Annotated in this window: 12 protein-coding genes and 1 pseudogene; 7 read left to right on the top strand and 6 right to left on the bottom strand. The window is 72.5% G+C overall.

Features of this window, described 5'->3' with window-relative positions; all coding sequences use genetic code 11:
• The first annotated feature begins 37 nt into the window (after positions 1-37).
• The 5 genes from ACH4TG_RS27975 to nuoN are packed head-to-tail and all read left to right on the top strand — an operon-like array spanning position 38 to position 6,402.
• On the top strand, positions 38-919 hold the full coding sequence (locus ACH4TG_RS27975) for an NADH-quinone oxidoreductase subunit J (RefSeq protein WP_398245415.1): 882 nt from the start codon (positions 38-40) through the stop codon (positions 917-919).
• Positions 916-1,215, top strand: a complete 300-nt coding sequence (gene nuoK / locus ACH4TG_RS27970; RefSeq protein WP_398245293.1) for an NADH-quinone oxidoreductase subunit NuoK — start codon at positions 916-918, stop codon at positions 1,213-1,215. Before ACH4TG_RS27975 ends, nuoK begins: the two co-directional genes overlap by 4 nt.
• Before the next feature lie 12 nt (positions 1,216-1,227).
• Positions 1,228-3,132: an NADH-quinone oxidoreductase subunit L gene (gene nuoL / locus ACH4TG_RS27965; RefSeq protein WP_398245292.1), complete on the top strand. Its 1,905-nt coding sequence runs from the start codon at positions 1,228-1,230 to the stop codon at positions 3,130-3,132.
• 7 nt (positions 3,133-3,139) lie between these two features.
• Complete coding sequence (locus ACH4TG_RS27960) at positions 3,140-4,747, top strand: NADH-quinone oxidoreductase subunit M (RefSeq protein ID WP_398245291.1); 1,608 nt, start codon at positions 3,140-3,142, stop codon at positions 4,745-4,747.
• Positions 4,744-6,402 carry an NADH-quinone oxidoreductase subunit NuoN gene (nuoN, locus tag ACH4TG_RS27955; RefSeq protein WP_398245290.1) on the top strand — a complete coding sequence of 553 codons (1,659 nt, stop codon included), beginning with the start codon at positions 4,744-4,746 and terminating at the stop codon, positions 6,400-6,402. Before ACH4TG_RS27960 ends, nuoN begins: the two co-directional genes overlap by 4 nt.
• 241 nt (positions 6,403-6,643) lie before the next feature.
• Here the strand turns inward: nuoN and ACH4TG_RS27950 are convergent, their stop codons facing one another.
• Together ACH4TG_RS27950 and ACH4TG_RS27945 are read right to left on the bottom strand one after the other, a co-directional pair.
• Entirely contained in the window at positions 6,644-7,168 is a 525-nt protein-coding gene (locus ACH4TG_RS27950) for a hypothetical protein (protein ID WP_398245289.1), read from the bottom strand.
• Positions 7,169-7,211: 43 nt separating this feature from the next.
• Positions 7,212-8,033 carry a class I SAM-dependent methyltransferase gene (locus ACH4TG_RS27945; protein WP_398245288.1) on the bottom strand — a complete coding sequence of 274 codons (822 nt, stop codon included), beginning with the start codon at positions 8,031-8,033 and terminating at the stop codon, positions 7,212-7,214.
• A gap of 58 nt (positions 8,034-8,091) precedes the next feature.
• Here ACH4TG_RS27945 and ACH4TG_RS27940 point away from each other — a divergent pair, with 58 nt between their 5' ends.
• Complete coding sequence (locus tag ACH4TG_RS27940; RefSeq protein ID WP_398245287.1) at positions 8,092-8,604, top strand: DinB family protein; 513 nt, start codon at positions 8,092-8,094, stop codon at positions 8,602-8,604.
• 86 nt (positions 8,605-8,690) lie between these two features.
• Here the strand turns inward: ACH4TG_RS27940 and egtD are convergent, their stop codons facing one another.
• From egtD to egtA, 4 genes and pseudogenes are all read right to left on the bottom strand, one after another.
• The gene (gene egtD / locus ACH4TG_RS27935; protein WP_398245413.1) at positions 8,691-9,668 is read right to left on the bottom strand and encodes an L-histidine N(alpha)-methyltransferase; all 978 of its coding nucleotides are present in this window, start codon (positions 9,666-9,668) and stop codon (positions 8,691-8,693) included.
• 219 nt (positions 9,669-9,887) lie between these two features.
• A pseudogene (locus ACH4TG_RS27930) lies at positions 9,888-10,229 on the bottom strand (class II glutamine amidotransferase); the annotation flags it as partial.
• Between the two features lie 296 nt (positions 10,230-10,525).
• Positions 10,526-11,791 (bottom strand): ergothioneine biosynthesis protein EgtB, encoded by a 1,266-nt coding sequence (gene egtB / locus ACH4TG_RS27925; protein ID WP_398245412.1) that lies wholly within the window; start codon positions 11,789-11,791, stop codon positions 10,526-10,528.
• 234 nt (positions 11,792-12,025) lie between these two features.
• Positions 12,026-13,315, bottom strand: a complete 1,290-nt coding sequence (gene egtA, locus ACH4TG_RS27920) for an ergothioneine biosynthesis glutamate--cysteine ligase EgtA (protein WP_398245286.1) — start codon at positions 13,313-13,315, stop codon at positions 12,026-12,028.
• Positions 13,316-13,767: 452 nt separating this feature from the next.
• Here egtA and ACH4TG_RS27915 point away from each other — a divergent pair, with 452 nt between their 5' ends.
• Positions 13,768-14,787: a polyprenyl synthetase family protein gene (locus ACH4TG_RS27915; protein WP_398245285.1), complete on the top strand. Its 1,020-nt coding sequence runs from the start codon at positions 13,768-13,770 to the stop codon at positions 14,785-14,787.
• Positions 14,788-14,823: the final 36 nt, after the last annotated feature.

Here is a 14,823-nt window from a genome sequence, read left to right as displayed (position 1 = left end):
GACCGCCCTGTCCGCGCTGGCGCCGGCGTCGCCGACGATGTCGCTGGCCGCGGAGATGACCCGGACCTCCAGCGGTGAGGCCGTCCAGTTCTGGGTGCTCGGCACCGTCGCCGTCCTCGGCGCGCTCGGCACCGTCCTGATGAAGAAGTCGGTGCACAGTGCGCTGTGCCTGGCCGGCACCATGATCGTGCTCGCGGTCTTCTACCTGGCCCAGGGCGCGTACTTCCTGGGCGTGGTGCAGATCGTCGTCTACACCGGCGCGATCATGATGCTCTTCCTGTTCGTCGTGATGCTGGTGGGCATCACCGCGGCGGACTCGCTGAAGGAGACGCTCAAGGGCCAGCGGTGGATGGCCGCGGTGTGCGGCCTCGGCTTCGGCATCCTGCTGATCGCCGGCATCTCCAACGCCTCGCTGCACACCTTCGCCGGCTCCGGCCAGGCCAACTCGGGCGGCAACGTCCAGGGCCTGGCCCGGCTGGTGTTCACCAAATACGTGTGGGCCTTCGAGATCACCGGCGCGCTGCTGATCACCGCGGCCGTCGGCGCGATGGTGCTCACCCACCGCGAGCGCACCGAGGAGCGCCGCACCCAGCGCGAGCTGTCGCAGGCCCGCGTCAGGGAGGGCCTGCAGGTCACCCCGCTGCCGGCGCCCGGCACCTACGCCCGGCACAACGCGGTGGACATCCCGGCGCTGCTGCCCGACGGTTCGACGTCCGATCTGTCGGTCAGCTCCACGCTGCGCAGCCGCGGCCAGATCCGGGACGTGTCCGGTGACGCGATGCGCCGGCTGGCCGCACTGGACCAGAGCGCGGGCGAGTGGCTCGGGCGCAAGGGCCTGGAGGCCAAGGGCCCGGAGGAGTCGTCGGAACCGTCGGATGCTTCGGCGGGGGCTGACCGGACCGAGGAGGGTGCCAAGTGAGCCCGGCCAACTACCTGTATCTCGCGGCGCTGTTGTTCACCATCGGCGCCGCAGGCGTCCTGATCCGCCGCAACGCGATCGTGGTCTTCATGTGCGTGGAGCTGATGCTGAACGCCTGCAACCTGGCGTTCGTCACCTTCTCCCGGATGCACGGCAACCTCGACGGGCAGGTGATCGCCTTCTTCACGATGGTCGTCGCCGCCGCCGAGGTGGTGGTCGGGCTCGCGATCATCGTGTCGATCTTCCGTTCACGCCATTCGGCCTCGGTCGACGACGCGAACCTCATGAAGCTGTAAGGGGCTGCGACAGTGGAAACCCTGATCGGACTGCTCGTCGCTGCGCCGCTGCTGGGCGCGGGCGTGCTGCTGACCGGAGGCCGGCGGCTCGACCGCACCGGCCACCTGATCGGCACCGTGCTCGCGCTGGTGTCGTTCGCCTTCGCCGTCGTGCTGTTCGCCGACATGCTGGGCAAGAGCGCGGACCACCGCACCCTCACGTCGCACCTGTACACCTGGGTGCCCGTCGAGAGCTTCCAGGCCCAGGTCGGCTTCCAACTCGACCAGCTGTCCATGACGTTCGTGCTGCTGATCACCGGTGTGGGCTCGCTGATCCACATCTACTCGATCGGCTACATGAAGCACGACGAGAACCGGCGGAAGTTCTTCGGCTTCCTCAACCTGTTCCTGGCGGCGATGCTGCTGCTGGTGCTGGCCGACAACTACTTCCTGCTGTACGCCGGTTGGGAGGGCGTGGGCCTCGCCTCGTACCTGCTGATCGGCTTCTGGCAGCACAAGCCCAGCGCGGCCACCGCCGCCAAGAAGGCGTTCCTGGTCAACCGGGTCGGCGACATCGGCCTGTCGGTGGCGATCATGCTGATGTTCACCACCTTCGGCTCGTTCGCCTTCGCCGACGTCTTCCCGAAGGTCGGCCAGGCGTCCACCACGCAGCACGCCACGCTCACCGGCATCGGCTTCATGCTGCTGCTCGCCGCGTGCGGCAAGTCGGCCCAGGTGCCGCTGCAGTCCTGGCTCGGCGACGCGATGGAGGGCCCCACCCCGGTGTCGGCCCTCATCCACGCCGCCACCATGGTGACCGCCGGCGTGTACCTCATCACCCGGTCCGGCGCGCTCTTCAACGCCGCGCCCGACGCGCAGACCGCGGTGGTCGTCGTCGGCGCGGTCACGCTGCTGTTCGGTGCCATCGTCGGTTGCGCCAAGGACGACATCAAGAAGGCGCTGGCCGGCTCCACGATGTCGCAGATCGGCTACATGATCATGGCCGCCGGGCTCGGCCCGATCGGCTACGTCTTCGCGATCATGCACCTGGTCACCCACGGCTTCTTCAAGGCGGGGCTGTTCCTGGGCGCCGGTTCGGTCATGCACGGCATGAACGACGAGGTGGACATGCGCCGTTACGGCGGCCTGCGCAAGTACATGCCGATCACCTTCGTCACCTTCGGCCTCGGCTACCTGGCGATCATCGGCTTCCCCGGCCTGTCCGGCTTCTTCTCCAAGGACAAGATCATCGAGGCGGCCTTCGCGAAGGGCGGCACCGAGGGCTGGATCCTCGGCGGCTGCGCGATGCTGGGCGCCGCCATCACCGCGTTCTACATGACGCGCGTGATGCTGATGACTTTCTTCGGCGAGAAGCGCTGGGTGCCGGACGCCGAGGGCCACCAGCCGCACCCGCACGAGTCGCCGGCCTCCATGACGATCCCGATGGTCGTGCTGGCCTTCGGCTCGGTCTTCGCCGGTGCGCTGTTCTCGATCAACTCCCGCTTCGTGCACTGGCTGGAGCCGGTCACCGGGTTCGCCGAGGGCGACTCGCCGGTGAGCGCCGGCACCGTCACCGCGGGCACGATGGTGGTGCTGGTGCTCGGGGTGGGCCTGGCCTGGCTGATGTACGGGCGCCGGCCGGTGCCCGCGGTCGCGCCCCGCGGCAGCCTGCTGACCCGGGCCGCCCGCCGCGACCTGCTGCAGGACGACTTCAACCACGTCGTCCTCGTCCGCGGCGGCGAGCACCTCACCCGGTCGCTGGTCTACCTCGACCACTCCCTGGTGGACGGCGTCGTCAACGGCACCGCGGCCTCGGTCGGCGGCCTGTCCGGCCGGCTGCGGAAGCTGCAGAACGGCTACGTCAGGTCGTACGCCGTGTCGATGCTCGGCGGTACCGCGGTGGTCGTCGCCGCGACCCTTCTGATGAGGGCGGTCTGAAACAGCCATGGCAGACTCTTCTTTCCCCATCCTGACGGTCACCGCCGCGCTGCCCGCGGTCGGAGCGGTCGTCACGGCGGCCGTGCCCGCGGCCCGGAAGGCGGCCGCCAAGTACACGGCGCTGCTGTTCTCGCTCGGCACCCTGGTGCTGTCGCTCGTCACGCTGTTCCGGTTCGAACCGGGCGGCGCCCGCTACCAGTTCACCGAGACGCACACCTGGGTGAAGAGCTTCGGCCTCCACTACGACCTGGGGGTCGACGGCATCGGCGCCGTCATGGTGGCGCTGACCGCGCTGCTCATCCCGTTCGTGATGCTGGCCGGCTGGCACGACGCCGAGCCGCTGGAGGACACCGCGGGGCCCAACCGGCGCTGGCGGCCCACCCAGGGCTTCTTCGCGCTGATCCTGATGGTCGAGGCGATGGTGGTGCTCTCCTTCGAGGCCACCGACGTCTTCCTCTTCTACATCTTCTTCGAAGCCATGCTCATCCCGATGTACTTCCTCATCGGCGGCTTCGGGGACCGCGCCCACGCGGGCGGTGAGGACGAGGCGGCCCGCCAGCGCTCCTACGCCGCGGTCAAGTTCCTGCTGTACAACCTGGCGGGCGGCCTGATCATGCTGGCCGCGGTGATCGGCCTGTACGCGGCCACCGCCAAGCAGCTGGGCACCGGCACCTTCGCGCTGCAGGACATCCTCAACGCGCGCTCGGCCGGCAAGTTCCAGCTGGCCACCTCCACCGAGCGGTGGCTGTTCCTCGGCTTCTTCTTCGCCTTCGCGGTGAAGGCCCCGCTGTGGCCGCTGCACACCTGGCTGCCCAACGCGATGGGCGAGTCGACCGCCCCGGTGGCCGTGCTGATCACCGCGGTCGTCGACAAGGTCGGCACGTTCGCGATGCTGCGGTTCTGCCTCCAGCTGTTCCCGGACGCGTCCAAGTGGGCCACGCCGGTGATCATGGTGCTCGCGGTGATCAGCATCATCTACGGCGCCCTGCTGGCGGTCGGCCAGCGCGACATCAAGCGGCTGATCGCCTATGCCTCGGTGTCGCACTTCGGCTTCATCATCCTGGGCATCTTCGCGATGACCAGCCAGGGCCAGTCCGGCGCGACGCTGTACATGGTCAACCACGGCATCTCCACGGCCGCGTTGATGCTGGTCGCCGGGTTCCTGATCTCCCGCCGCGGCTCGCGGCTCATCGCCGACTTCGGCGGGGTGCAGAAGGTCGCGCCCCTGCTGGCCGGCACCTTCCTGGTCGGCGGCCTGGCGACCCTGTCACTGCCAGGACTCGCGCCGTTCGTCAGCGAGTTCCTGGTCCTGGTCGGCACCTTCAGCCGGTACCCGGTGCTCGGCATCGTCGCCACGCTGGGCATCGTGCTGGCCGCCCTGTACGTGCTGGTGCTCTACCAGCGCACGATGACCGGCCCGGTCAAGGCCGGCGTCGAGCGCATGTCCGACCTCAAGGCACGTGAACTCGTGGTCGTCGCACCGCTGATCGCGCTGCTGCTCTTCCTCGGCGTCTATCCCAAGCCGGTGACGGACATCGTCAACCCGTCGGTCCAGCACACGCTCTCCGACGTGCACAAGACCGACCCCAAGCCCGCGCTGGAGGCGAAGAAGTGAGCGCATCCGCTGTCGCGCCGTCCGTCCACAGCCTGTGGACGGCCGCAGCGCCCGCCACGGAGAAATTCCCGTCCCCGCACATCGAGTACGCGCAGCTGTCGCCGACGCTGATCGTCTTCGGTGTGGCCGCGCTGGGCGTGCTGGTGGAGGCGTTCCTGCCCCGCAAGTCGCGCTACACCGCCCAGGTCGGCCTGGCGGTGGTCGGCCTGGCCGCCGCGTTCGCCGCGGTCGTCGCGCTGGCGGAGAAGGGCTACGGCACCACCAAGGCGCACATCGCCGCGATGGGCGCGGTGGCCGTCGACGGCCCCGCACTGTTCCTGCAGGGCACCATCCTGCTGGTCGCGCTGGTGGCGGTGTTCACCTTCGCCGAGCGGCGGCTCGACCCCAAGGCCCACGGCCGGCACGTCGACTCGTTCGCCGCGCAGGGCTCCGCGGTGCCCGGCGGTGACCAGGAGCGGTCCGCCGTGCGGGCCGGCTTCACCACCACCGAGGTCTTCCCGCTGCTGATGTTCGCGGTCGGCGGCATGCTGATCTTCCCGGCGGCCAACGACCTGCTGACACTGTTCGTCGCCCTCGAGGTCTTCTCGCTGCCGCTGTACATCCTGTGCGCGCTGGCCCGGCGCAACCGCCTGATGTCCCAGGAGGCGGCGGTCAAGTACTTCCTGCTGGGCGCCTTCTCCTCGGCCTTCCTGCTCTTCGGCATCGCGCTGCTCTACGGCTACGCGGGCACCGTCTCCTACTCCGGCATCGCGTCGGTGATCGACGGCACCGCGAAGACCACGCCCGTGCTGGCGTCCTCGACGCAGAACGACGCGCTGCTGCTGATCGGCCTGGCGATGGTGGCGGTCGGCCTGCTCTTCAAGGTCGGCGCGGTGCCGTTCCACATGTGGACGCCCGACGTCTACCAGGGCGCGCCGACCCCGGTCACCGGCTTCATGGCCGCGGCCACCAAGGTCGCCGCGTTCGGCGCGCTGCTGCGGCTGCTGTACGTGGTGCTGCCGGGCCTGCGCTGGGACTGGCGTCCGGTGATGTGGGGCGTGGCCATCGTGACGATGGTCATCGGTGCGGTGATCGCGGTCACCCAGACCGACGTCAAGCGGCTGCTGGCGTACTCCTCGGTCGCCCACGCGGGCTTCATCCTCGCGGGCGTGATCGCCATCGACAAGAGCGGCGTCTCCTCGGTGCTGTTCTATCTGGCGGCGTACTCGTTCGTGACGCTGGGCGCGTTCGCGGTGGTCACGCTGGTGCGGGACGCCGGCGGCGAGGCCACCCACCTGTCGCGGTGGGCCGGTCTGGGCCGGCGCTCCCCGCTGGTGGCCGCGGTGTTCGCGGTGTTCCTGCTGGCCTTCGCGGGCATCCCGCTGACCTCCGGCTTCGCCGGGAAGTTCGCGGTGTTCAAGGCGGCGGCGCAGGGCGGGGCGATGCCGCTGGTCATCGTCGGTGTGATCTCGTCGGCGATCGCGGCGTTCTTCTACATCCGGGTGATCGTCCTGATGTTCTTCAGCGAGCCCAAGGCGGACGGCCCCTCCGTGGCCGTGCCCAGCCCGCTGACGTCCACGGCCATCGCCGTCGGTGTCGCCGTCACCCTGGTCCTGGGGCTCGCCCCCCAGTACTTCCTGGACCTGGCCGACAAGGCCGGCGTCTTCGTCCGCTGAGCCGCTTTTATCGCCGCGCCTCTTATTGCCGCGCCCTCGCCTCCGGGCCCTTTTGGGCCCGGTGCCTGCCGGTCGATCGTGCTCGGCCCCTCGTTCCTCGGGGCCTGCGCGCGTTCTCCCTCCAGGCACCGGCGGGCCCTTCGGCTCGGGCGCTACAGAAACGGGTGAGCCAGCACGCGCAGTGAACCCCCCGGGGGCGCCCACCAGGGCGCCCCCGGACTGCTTCCTGGACGATCCCTCTTCAGCTGGTGGCGGGGGCGTCGAGGGTGAAGGGGGGCATGCTGGTGGGCATGTCCATCGAGATCTCCGCTTGCACGTAATCCCTGCCCGCGCGGACGAGGGTCGGGGTGGGGCCGGGGTGGTGGGGGCCGGCGGCGGCGCGGAGCAGTTCGCCGTCGCCGGCGGTGTCGGAGAGGTGGAACACGAAGTCCGTGTGCTCCACCGCGCCCTTCGGAAGCAGCGTCAGGATCGCGGGCTTGCCGATGTCCACGACATCGTGCGCGCGGATCGACCGGATCGCGGACGCGGCGTCCCCGGAGTGCCGCAGCCACACGTCGTAGGTGCCGCCGTCGCCGGGCGTGACCCGGCCCGTCCAGCCCTCCGGCAGCCGCCGTGCCATGTTCCGCTCCATGGCCATGGGGTTCACCGCGGACCCGTGCCGGCCGTCGTCGTCGCCGGCCCCCTCGACGACGAGGATCCCGGCTATCGTGGCCGCCCCCACCATGACGATCCCGCCGCCCAGGGCGACGAACCTTCTTCTCCCCATGTCCCGGAGGGTACGCGGCATCGCCGGTCGCCCGTCGCGCGGATCAGGCGGTGGCGTGGACGAGCAGCGCCGTGTGGGGGAGGGCGAGCAGGCCGTCGGGGCGGCGGAACCCGCCGGCGAGGTCGTCGTAGGCGCCCCTGATCCGGGCGACGACGGCCGGCGGCTGGCGGGTCACGACCTGCCCGATGAAGGCGATGCCGGCCGCCGCGCCCGCCCACCAGTCGTCCGGGTCGACCACGTGGTCCCAGTGCTGGGGCGCGCACGCGGCGTCCGCCAGGCCGGCCTCACGCAGCAGCGCGGCCAGACCGTCCGCGGTGCGGGGGAAGTCCTCCTCGGCGGCGAGGCCGCCGGGCATGCCCGCAGGACGGGACGCGCCCGCCGCCTCCACGGCCCGCCCCAGCAGGGCCTGGCCCGGCGCGCCGGGCGACGCCCAGATGGTGAGCGCGATCCGGCCGCCGGGCGCGGTGACCCGGGCCAGCTCGGCGAGGGCGGTCCGCGGCCGTGCCACGTGGTTGAGCACGAAGTTGCCCACCACCGCGTCGAACGCGCCGTCGGCGAAGGGCAGCCGGGGGAGCGTGGCCTGCTGGACGTCGGCCCGCGGCACGTTGCGCGCGGCGAGCGCGACCATCGACGGCTCCGCGTCGACGGCCGTGACCCGGGCGCCGCGTGCGCAGGCCGCCGCGGCGACCGTCCCCGGGCCGGTCCCGACGTCCAGCAGCCGCAGCCCGGGCGCGGTGCCGTCCGGCAGCCCTGCCGCGTCCAGCAGCGCCGGCGCCGTGCGGGCGCACAGCCGCCCGAAGGTGCGCGCGTAGGGCTCGGCCCGGCTGTCCCACGTCACGCGCTCGAAGGCGTCGAAGGCATCCATGACCGGCCAACTCCGCGCCCGGCCCGGGGGTTCCCGGCCCACCGGGTACGCTGCGCCGATGAGCACCGACAACCGGGTGGGCCCCCCGAACTTCGGCACCGAGCGCGAGATGCTGCGGGCCTTCCTCGACTACCACCGGGCCACGCTCGCCATGAAGTGCGAGGGGCTGACCGACGAGCAGCTCAAGGAGCGCTCCTCGCCGCCGTCCACGCTGACGCTGCTCGGTCTGGTCCGGCACATGGCCGAGGTCGAACGCACCTGGTTCCGGCGGGTGTTCGAGGACCACGACGCGCCGATGGTGTGGTCGGAGACGCCCAACGACTTCCAGGCCGCGTACGACGGGAGCGCCTCCAGCCGGGCCGAGGCGTTCGCCGTGTGGGAGGCGGAGGTCGCGCAGGCGCGGCGCATCGAGCACGCCGCCGAGTCGCTGGACGCGGTGGGCTACCAGCCGCGCTGGGAGGAGGAGGTCTCGCTGCGCATGGTGATGTTCCACATGCTCCAGGAGTACGCCCGCCACAACGGCCACGCCGACTTCCTGCGCGAGGGCGTCGACGGCGTGGTGGGCGCCTGAACCACGCCTGACGGCCCGCGCCTGACGGCCGGCGCCCGGCCGCCGCCCAGGAGCGGCGGCCGGGCGAACCGACCCTGCGACGTGGCCTAGTTGGGCACCGCGAGCAGCAGCGCGAAGCGCTCGGCGTCGTCCGTCCACCACTGGCGGACGGTGAAGCCGCCCTCGTGCAGCTCCTCGGTGAGGGTCTCGCGGCGGAACTTGCAGGACAGCTCGGTCCGCAGATCCTCGGCCTGGGCGAAGTCCAGGGAAAGGTCGAGGTCGGGGATCTTCACGGTCTGGGCGATCCGCGACCGCAGCCGCATCTCGATCCGCTCCTCGCCGGCGTCCCACAGGGCGACGTGGTCGAACGCGTCCGGGTCGAAGTCGGCGCTCAGCTCGCGGTTGAGCACGTGCAGCACGTTCTTGTTGAACTCCGCGGTGACTCCGGCCGAGTCGTCGTAGGCGCGCACCAGCACCTCCGGGTCCTTGACCAGGTCGGCGCCGAGCAGCAGCACGTCGTCGCCGCTGAGCGCCAGCGACAGGGTGCGGTAGAAGGCGAGCCGCTGCGCGGGGTCGAGGTTGCCGATGGTGCTGCCGAGGAACGCCACCAGCCGCGGGCCCGGCTCGTCGGACAGCGCCAGGTCCGACTCGAAGTCGGCGACCGTCGCGGACACCCGCAGCCGCGGGTAGTCCCGGCAGACCGCCTCGCCGGCCTCGGCGAGCGCCGCCGCGCTCACGTCGAGCGGCGCGTACTGCTGCAGGGTGCCGCGCGCGGTCAGCGCGTCCAGCAGCAGGCGGGTCTTGCGGGACGAGCCGGAGCCCAGCTCGACCAGGGTGGCGGCCCGGGTCGTCTCGGCGATCTCCGGCGCCCGCCGCTCCAGGATCTCCTGCTCCGCGCGCGTCGGGTAGTACTCCGGGAGCCGGGTGATCTGCTCGAACAGGTCACTGCCGCGCTTGTCGTAGAACCACTTGGGCGGGAGCGTGCGCGGCGAGCTGCCGAGACCGGCGAGCACGTCGGCGTGGAGGGTGTCGGTGAAGTAGCCGGCGGGCAGCCGGTCGTCGAGGGTGAAGCGGCTCTCGCTCATGTGCGTGTCCTTGCTGTCGGTGCGCACGGGGCGCAGCGCGCTGACCCGGACGCCGGCCGGGGTGGCCAGCAGCAGCGAGCGGTCGGGGACTTCCGTCCACTGCCCGGGCGCGTCGTCGGGCTCGGAGGCGACCAGTACGTGATCGGGGCCGGTGCGGTACCACAGCGTGTCGCCCCACGCGGTGGCCGCCAGCGTCCGGCCGTCGGTGAGCAGCAGGTTGAGCCGGGCGGTGGGCCGCGCGGCGGCCACCTCCCGCACCACGGCGGACAGCGCGCCCCCCGGCGGCTGCCCCTGCCGCAGCAGGTGCAGGGCCATCGCCCACAGCAGCGCGGAGTCCGACCGGGCCTCCATGGACAGGAGTTCGGCCGCCGGCAGCGACGTGGGCAGCCGCGTCCAGTCCGGGACCGCGCCGTTGTGGCTGAACAGCCAGCGGCCGGCGCGGAACGGCGCGGCCGCCGACTCGTCCTGGGTGGTGCCCGCGGTCGCCGAGCGGACCGCGGCGAGCACCGCGCCGCTGCGCACCGTCCGCAGCAGGTCGGCGAGGTTCTCGTCGGCCCACATCGGGACGGCCCTGCGGTAGCGGGCGGGCCGCGCGGCGTCGTCGGGCCGCGGCGCCGCGCCGTCCGGCCCGACGGCGGCCGGACCGTCGTGGCCCGAGCGGGCCGGGCCCGAACTCCCGGGCTCCGCACCGCCGTCGGCGGCCGGCGGGTACCACCCCACGCCGAACCCGTCGGCGTTGACCGTGCCGTGCCGCTGCCTGCGCGGCCGCCACGCCTGCTCGTACAGGCCGCGCGGCGGCTCGGTCAGCAGCCGCGCGAGCGCCACGGGCGGGCCCAGGTAGGCCAGGTGACGGCACATCAGGCGGCCTCCCCGGGGGCCGCGTCCCGCGCGGTGCGGAACCCCGCGAAGATCTGCCGGCGGATCGGGTAGTCCCAGTTGCGGAACGTGCCCCGGCACACCACCGGCGACACCCCGAACGCACCGCCGCGCAGCACCTTGTACTCCGGGCCGAAGAACACCTCCGAGTACTCCTTGTACGGGAACGCGGCGAACCCCGGGTAGGGCGCGAAGTCCGAGGACGTCCACTCCCACACGTCGCCGATCAGCTGCCGCGCCCCGCTGGGGGCCGCGCCGGCCGGATGGCTGCCGGCCGGCGACGGCTGGAGGTGGCGCTGAGCGAGGTTGGCGTGCTCCGGCCGCGGGTCCTGGTCGCCCCACGGGTAGCGGCGGGACCGGCCGGACGCCGGGTCGTGCCGCGCCGCCTTCTCCCACTCAGCCTCGGTGGGCAGCCGCCGCCCGGCCCAGCGGGCGTAGGCGTCGGCCTCGTACCAGCACACGTGCAGCACCGGCTCGTCGTCCGGCACCGGTTCGACGTGCCCGAAGCGGCGGCGCGTCCAGCCGTCGCCGTCCCGCGACCAGAACAGCGGCGCCCGGAGCCCGGCGTCCTGCACGTGGCGCCAGCCCTCGGGCGACCACCACTGCGGGTCGCGGTAGCCGCCGGCGGCGATGAACTCCTGGTAGGCGCCGTTGGTGACCGGCACCGTGTCCAGCCAGAACGCCGGGACCTCGACGGTGTGCGCGGGCTGCTCGTTGTCCAGCGCCCACGGCTCGGTGGAGGTGCCCATGGTGAACGGCCCGGCGGGGACCAGCACCTCGCGCGGCAGCGCGGCGGCGTCCGCGGGCGCGGGCGGCGGCGTGGGCGCGTCCAGCACGGCCGGGCCCTTCCGCAGCTGGTGCGTGGCGAGCATCGTCTCGTCGTGCTGCTGCTCGTGCTGGGCGAGCATGCCGAAGACGAAGGCGCCGGCCAGCAGCGGCTCGGGGTTGCCGGGCGAGACGTCGGCCTCCGCCAGCACCTCCGCGGTCTCGGCCCGGACCGCGGCCACGTAGGCGCGGGCCTCCGCCGGGCCGAGCATCGGCAGCGCGGGCCGGTCCGCACGCGGCGTCTGGAACGCGTCGTACACGTGGTCCAGGTCCGGCCGCAGCCCCGGGCGGCGGCCGGCCTCGCGGACCAGCCACAGCTCCTCCTGGTTGGCGATGTGGGCGAGGTCCCACACCAGGGGCGACATCAGCCGCGAGTGCTGGGCGACCAGGTCCTCCTCGGACACCGGGTCGGTCAGGGCCATGGTGCGCCGCCTGGCGGCCTCCAGCGCGGCCCGGGCGCGGGCGGCCGGGTCGGCGGGTTCCGCGGCCCCGGCGGCGGCGTCAGCGGCCGCCTCGGCGTCCGGCACCGCAGGGCCGTTCTGCGGTACGGACGGGCCGAAAGCGTCAGATGAGGCTGAAGGTGCAGGTGAGACGGGATTTCGGGCAATGCCGGTGCTCGTGGTGCGAGGGTTTGTCACGAGAAGCCTTCCAGTGGGTCAGGCGCGGCTCAGCGCGTCCAACTGGTCGTCTGCGGGACATCGGCCGCGTTCCGGATAGCGCTCGGCGAAGCAGGCCAGGGCCTGGCGCAGCGCGGCGGGGGCCCCGGAGCGCGCGAGGGCGCTCTCGGCCGCGGCGAAACAGGTGCGGGCCGCCTTGGCGAGATCGGGGTCGGCCGGCCCGATCCTGGCGGCGCGCCGCCATACCTCGTCGTGGGGGAGGGGGTCCAGGGGGTCGCCCAGGTCGGCGCAGAGCGGCTCGGTGGCCGCCCAGGCCGTGGCGGCGGCCACCGGATCGTCCATCAGGGTCGCGGCCAGGACGGTGGGCACGATCCAGTCGTCGCCGTCCTGCGCGTCGATCATCCGCAGCTCCAGCCAGCCGCGCGGCCGGACCGGCGGGAACAGCGTGCTCAGGTGGTAGTCCAGGTCGGCCCGGGTGGGCCGGCGCAGGTCCGGGGCCGCGCCGCGCAGCCAGTCCCGGAAGGTCAGCCCCGGCGGTGCCGACCAGTCCCCGGCCGCGTCCGGGCGCCGGACGCACAGCAGCCGGGCGTCGAGCGCGTACCCGGCCCAGGCGGTGCCGGGGTCGGGGTGGTGGCGGGGGTGGCGGGTGCGGCCCGGGTCCATCCGGGCCCAGGTGGCCTGCCGGGTGGACAGCCATCCGGTGGGGCCGCCGGTGCCGAGCGGGGAGTTCGCGAAGGCGGCGACGAGGACCGGGCCGAGCCGGTGGGCCAGCGCCCAGCGGTAGCGGTGGCCGGTGACGCCGGGCGAGTCGTCGCCGCAGTCGAGGTTGACCTGGAGGGAGGCGGTGCGCCGCATCATGGCGCGGCCCCAGGGGCCCTCGCGGTCGAAGTAGCCCTCCATCGCCCGGTAACGCGGGTGGTCGAGCACCCGGGGCGGTTTTCTGAAGGGGTCGAGGCCCTTGCCGACGAGGACCAGTCCGGCCCGGTCGGCGGCCTCACGGAGTACGGCGAGGTCCGTGGCCATCGCCTCGACGCACGCGCCGAGCGCGGGTGCGGGCGGGGAGCTGAGCTCCACCTGGCCACCCGGCTCGCGGGTGATCCTGCTGCCCCGGGGAAGCGCCCCTGGGGCCTCGACCGGCGCGAGGGCCGCGTCAAGCCGGTCGGCGGATATCAGTGCACGGGGGTCGGAGCGGTCCTGGACCAGCCACTCCAGTTCCACGCCCGTTTGCTCGGGCGGACCGGTCTTGAAGCAGACGCCGCGCACGTGCGCTTCGGCCTCGTTCTCGTCGAGATCTCCGAGATCCTCGAGGCCGTCGGAGCCGGCTGCCATCGATCCACCTCCTCTCTGCCGGGTCGGGCGCGGGGTCACCGCGTCCGAAGCGAGGACATGTCACAAGGTGCTCTGGCGAGTGTAGTTGCCCCGGTGGCGGGACGGTCCGATCACCCGGGGGCGGGTCATTACGGAACGAGGACGCCCGCATCGGTGCCAAGGCGGCCAGGAGCGCGCAATCCGCCCTTCACCCTCCTGCTGTCTCCAGGGCCCCTCCCGTCATCCTTCCGAGGGGAGCAAATGTGTGCAATTCCGGTAATCAGGATTATACGTGCAGTGACCGGGTGCGGCCTGGTCGCAGTGCCAGGCGACGACGGTGATCCACATGCGACCGGCTACCCTGCCGTTATGAGCAGCACCAGGCTGCGCCGGAAGCTCAGAGCCGCCAGAGCCAGGGAGACTCCGGGCCGCACCTGCGGCCGGGAGTCAGATCAGCGACAGGAGTACCCCTCGTGACCGTCGTCGAGCCTTTCGGGCTGAGCGTGTGGGACGAGGCCCTCGAGGCCGACATCCGATCCGGTCTCGCGGCCGTGGAGGAGGGTCTGCTGGAGGCCACCAAGAGTGACGTGCCGTTCATCACCGACGCGGCCCGGCACCTGGTGAAGGCGGGCGGCAAGCGGTTCCGGCCGCTGCTGGTGATGCTCTCCGCGCAGTTCGGCGATCCGCACGCCCCCGGCGTGGTCCCGGCCGCCGTCGTGGTCGAGCTCACGCACCTGGCGACGCTGTACCACGACGACGTGATGGACGAGGCCGCGGTCCGCCGCGGGGTGCCCAGCACCAACGCCCGCTGGGGCAACTCGGTGGCCGTGCTGACCGGCGACTTCCTGTTCTCCCGCGCCTCCCACCTGCTCGCCGACCTCGGGCCCGAGGCGGTCCGGGTCCAGGCCGAGTCCTTCGAGCGGCTGGTGACCGGCCAGATCATGGAGACGGTCGGCCCGCGGCCCGGCCACGACCCGCTCGACCACTACATGGAGGTCATCGCCGGCAAGTCCAGCTCCCTGGTCTCGGTCTCCGGCCGGTTCGGCGGCATGATGTCCGGCGCCGACGAGTCGGTGGTGCGCATCCTCACCACGTACGGGGAGCGGATCGGCGCCGCCTTCCAGCTCGCCGACGACATCCTGGACATCACCAGCGACAGCCACGAGTCCGGCAAGACGCCCGGCACCGACCTGCGCGAGGGCATCTTCACGCTGCCGGTGCTGCACGCCCGCCGCTGGTACGCGCAGTCCGGCGGCAACGCCACCGCCGAGGAGCGGCGGCTCGACCAGCTGCTCGACGCCGACCTGACCGACGACGCCCTGCACGCCGAGGCGCTGGAACTGCTGCGCCGCCACCCGGCGCTGGAGCTGGCCCGCCGCGACACCCTGGAACTCGCGCACCAGGCCCGGACGCTGCTGGACCCGCTGCCGGACAACCCCGCCAAGTACGCGCTGGCCGCGCTGTGCGACGCGGTGGTGCACCGCACCGGCTGACCTGCCGCCCCGCACCTGCTGACGGTCCCTCGAACG

Origin of the sequence: Streptomyces sp. NPDC020917 (genome assembly GCF_044333795.1) — a bacterium.
Classification (GTDB): domain Bacteria; phylum Actinomycetota; class Actinomycetes; order Streptomycetales; family Streptomycetaceae; genus Actinacidiphila.
This window is presented reverse-complemented; position numbering and strand designations above follow the sequence as displayed.

What these genes read in the sequence shown, in the direction of transcription:
- ACH4TG_RS27975 (WP_398245415.1), top strand. Translation starts at nt 38, where the DNA reads ATGTCGCTGGCCGCGGAGATGACCCGGACCTCCAGCGGTGAGGCCGTC.
- ACH4TG_RS27960 (WP_398245291.1), top strand. Translation starts at nt 3,140, where the DNA reads ATGGCAGACTCTTCTTTCCCCATCCTGACGGTCACCGCCGCGCTGCCC.
- ACH4TG_RS27950 (WP_398245289.1), bottom strand. Translation starts at nt 7,168, where the DNA reads ATGGGGAGAAGAAGGTTCGTCGCCCTGGGCGGCGGGATCGTCATGGTG.
- ACH4TG_RS27945 (WP_398245288.1), bottom strand. Translation starts at nt 8,033, where the DNA reads ATGGATGCCTTCGACGCCTTCGAGCGCGTGACGTGGGACAGCCGGGCC.
- ACH4TG_RS27940 (WP_398245287.1), top strand. Translation starts at nt 8,092, where the DNA reads ATGAGCACCGACAACCGGGTGGGCCCCCCGAACTTCGGCACCGAGCGC.
- egtD (WP_398245413.1), bottom strand. Translation starts at nt 9,668, where the DNA reads ATGAGCGAGAGCCGCTTCACCCTCGACGACCGGCTGCCCGCCGGCTAC.
- egtB (WP_398245412.1), bottom strand. Translation starts at nt 11,791, where the DNA reads ATGGCCCTGACCGACCCGGTGTCCGAGGAGGACCTGGTCGCCCAGCAC.
- egtA (WP_398245286.1), bottom strand. Translation starts at nt 13,315, where the DNA reads ATGGCAGCCGGCTCCGACGGCCTCGAGGATCTCGGAGATCTCGACGAG.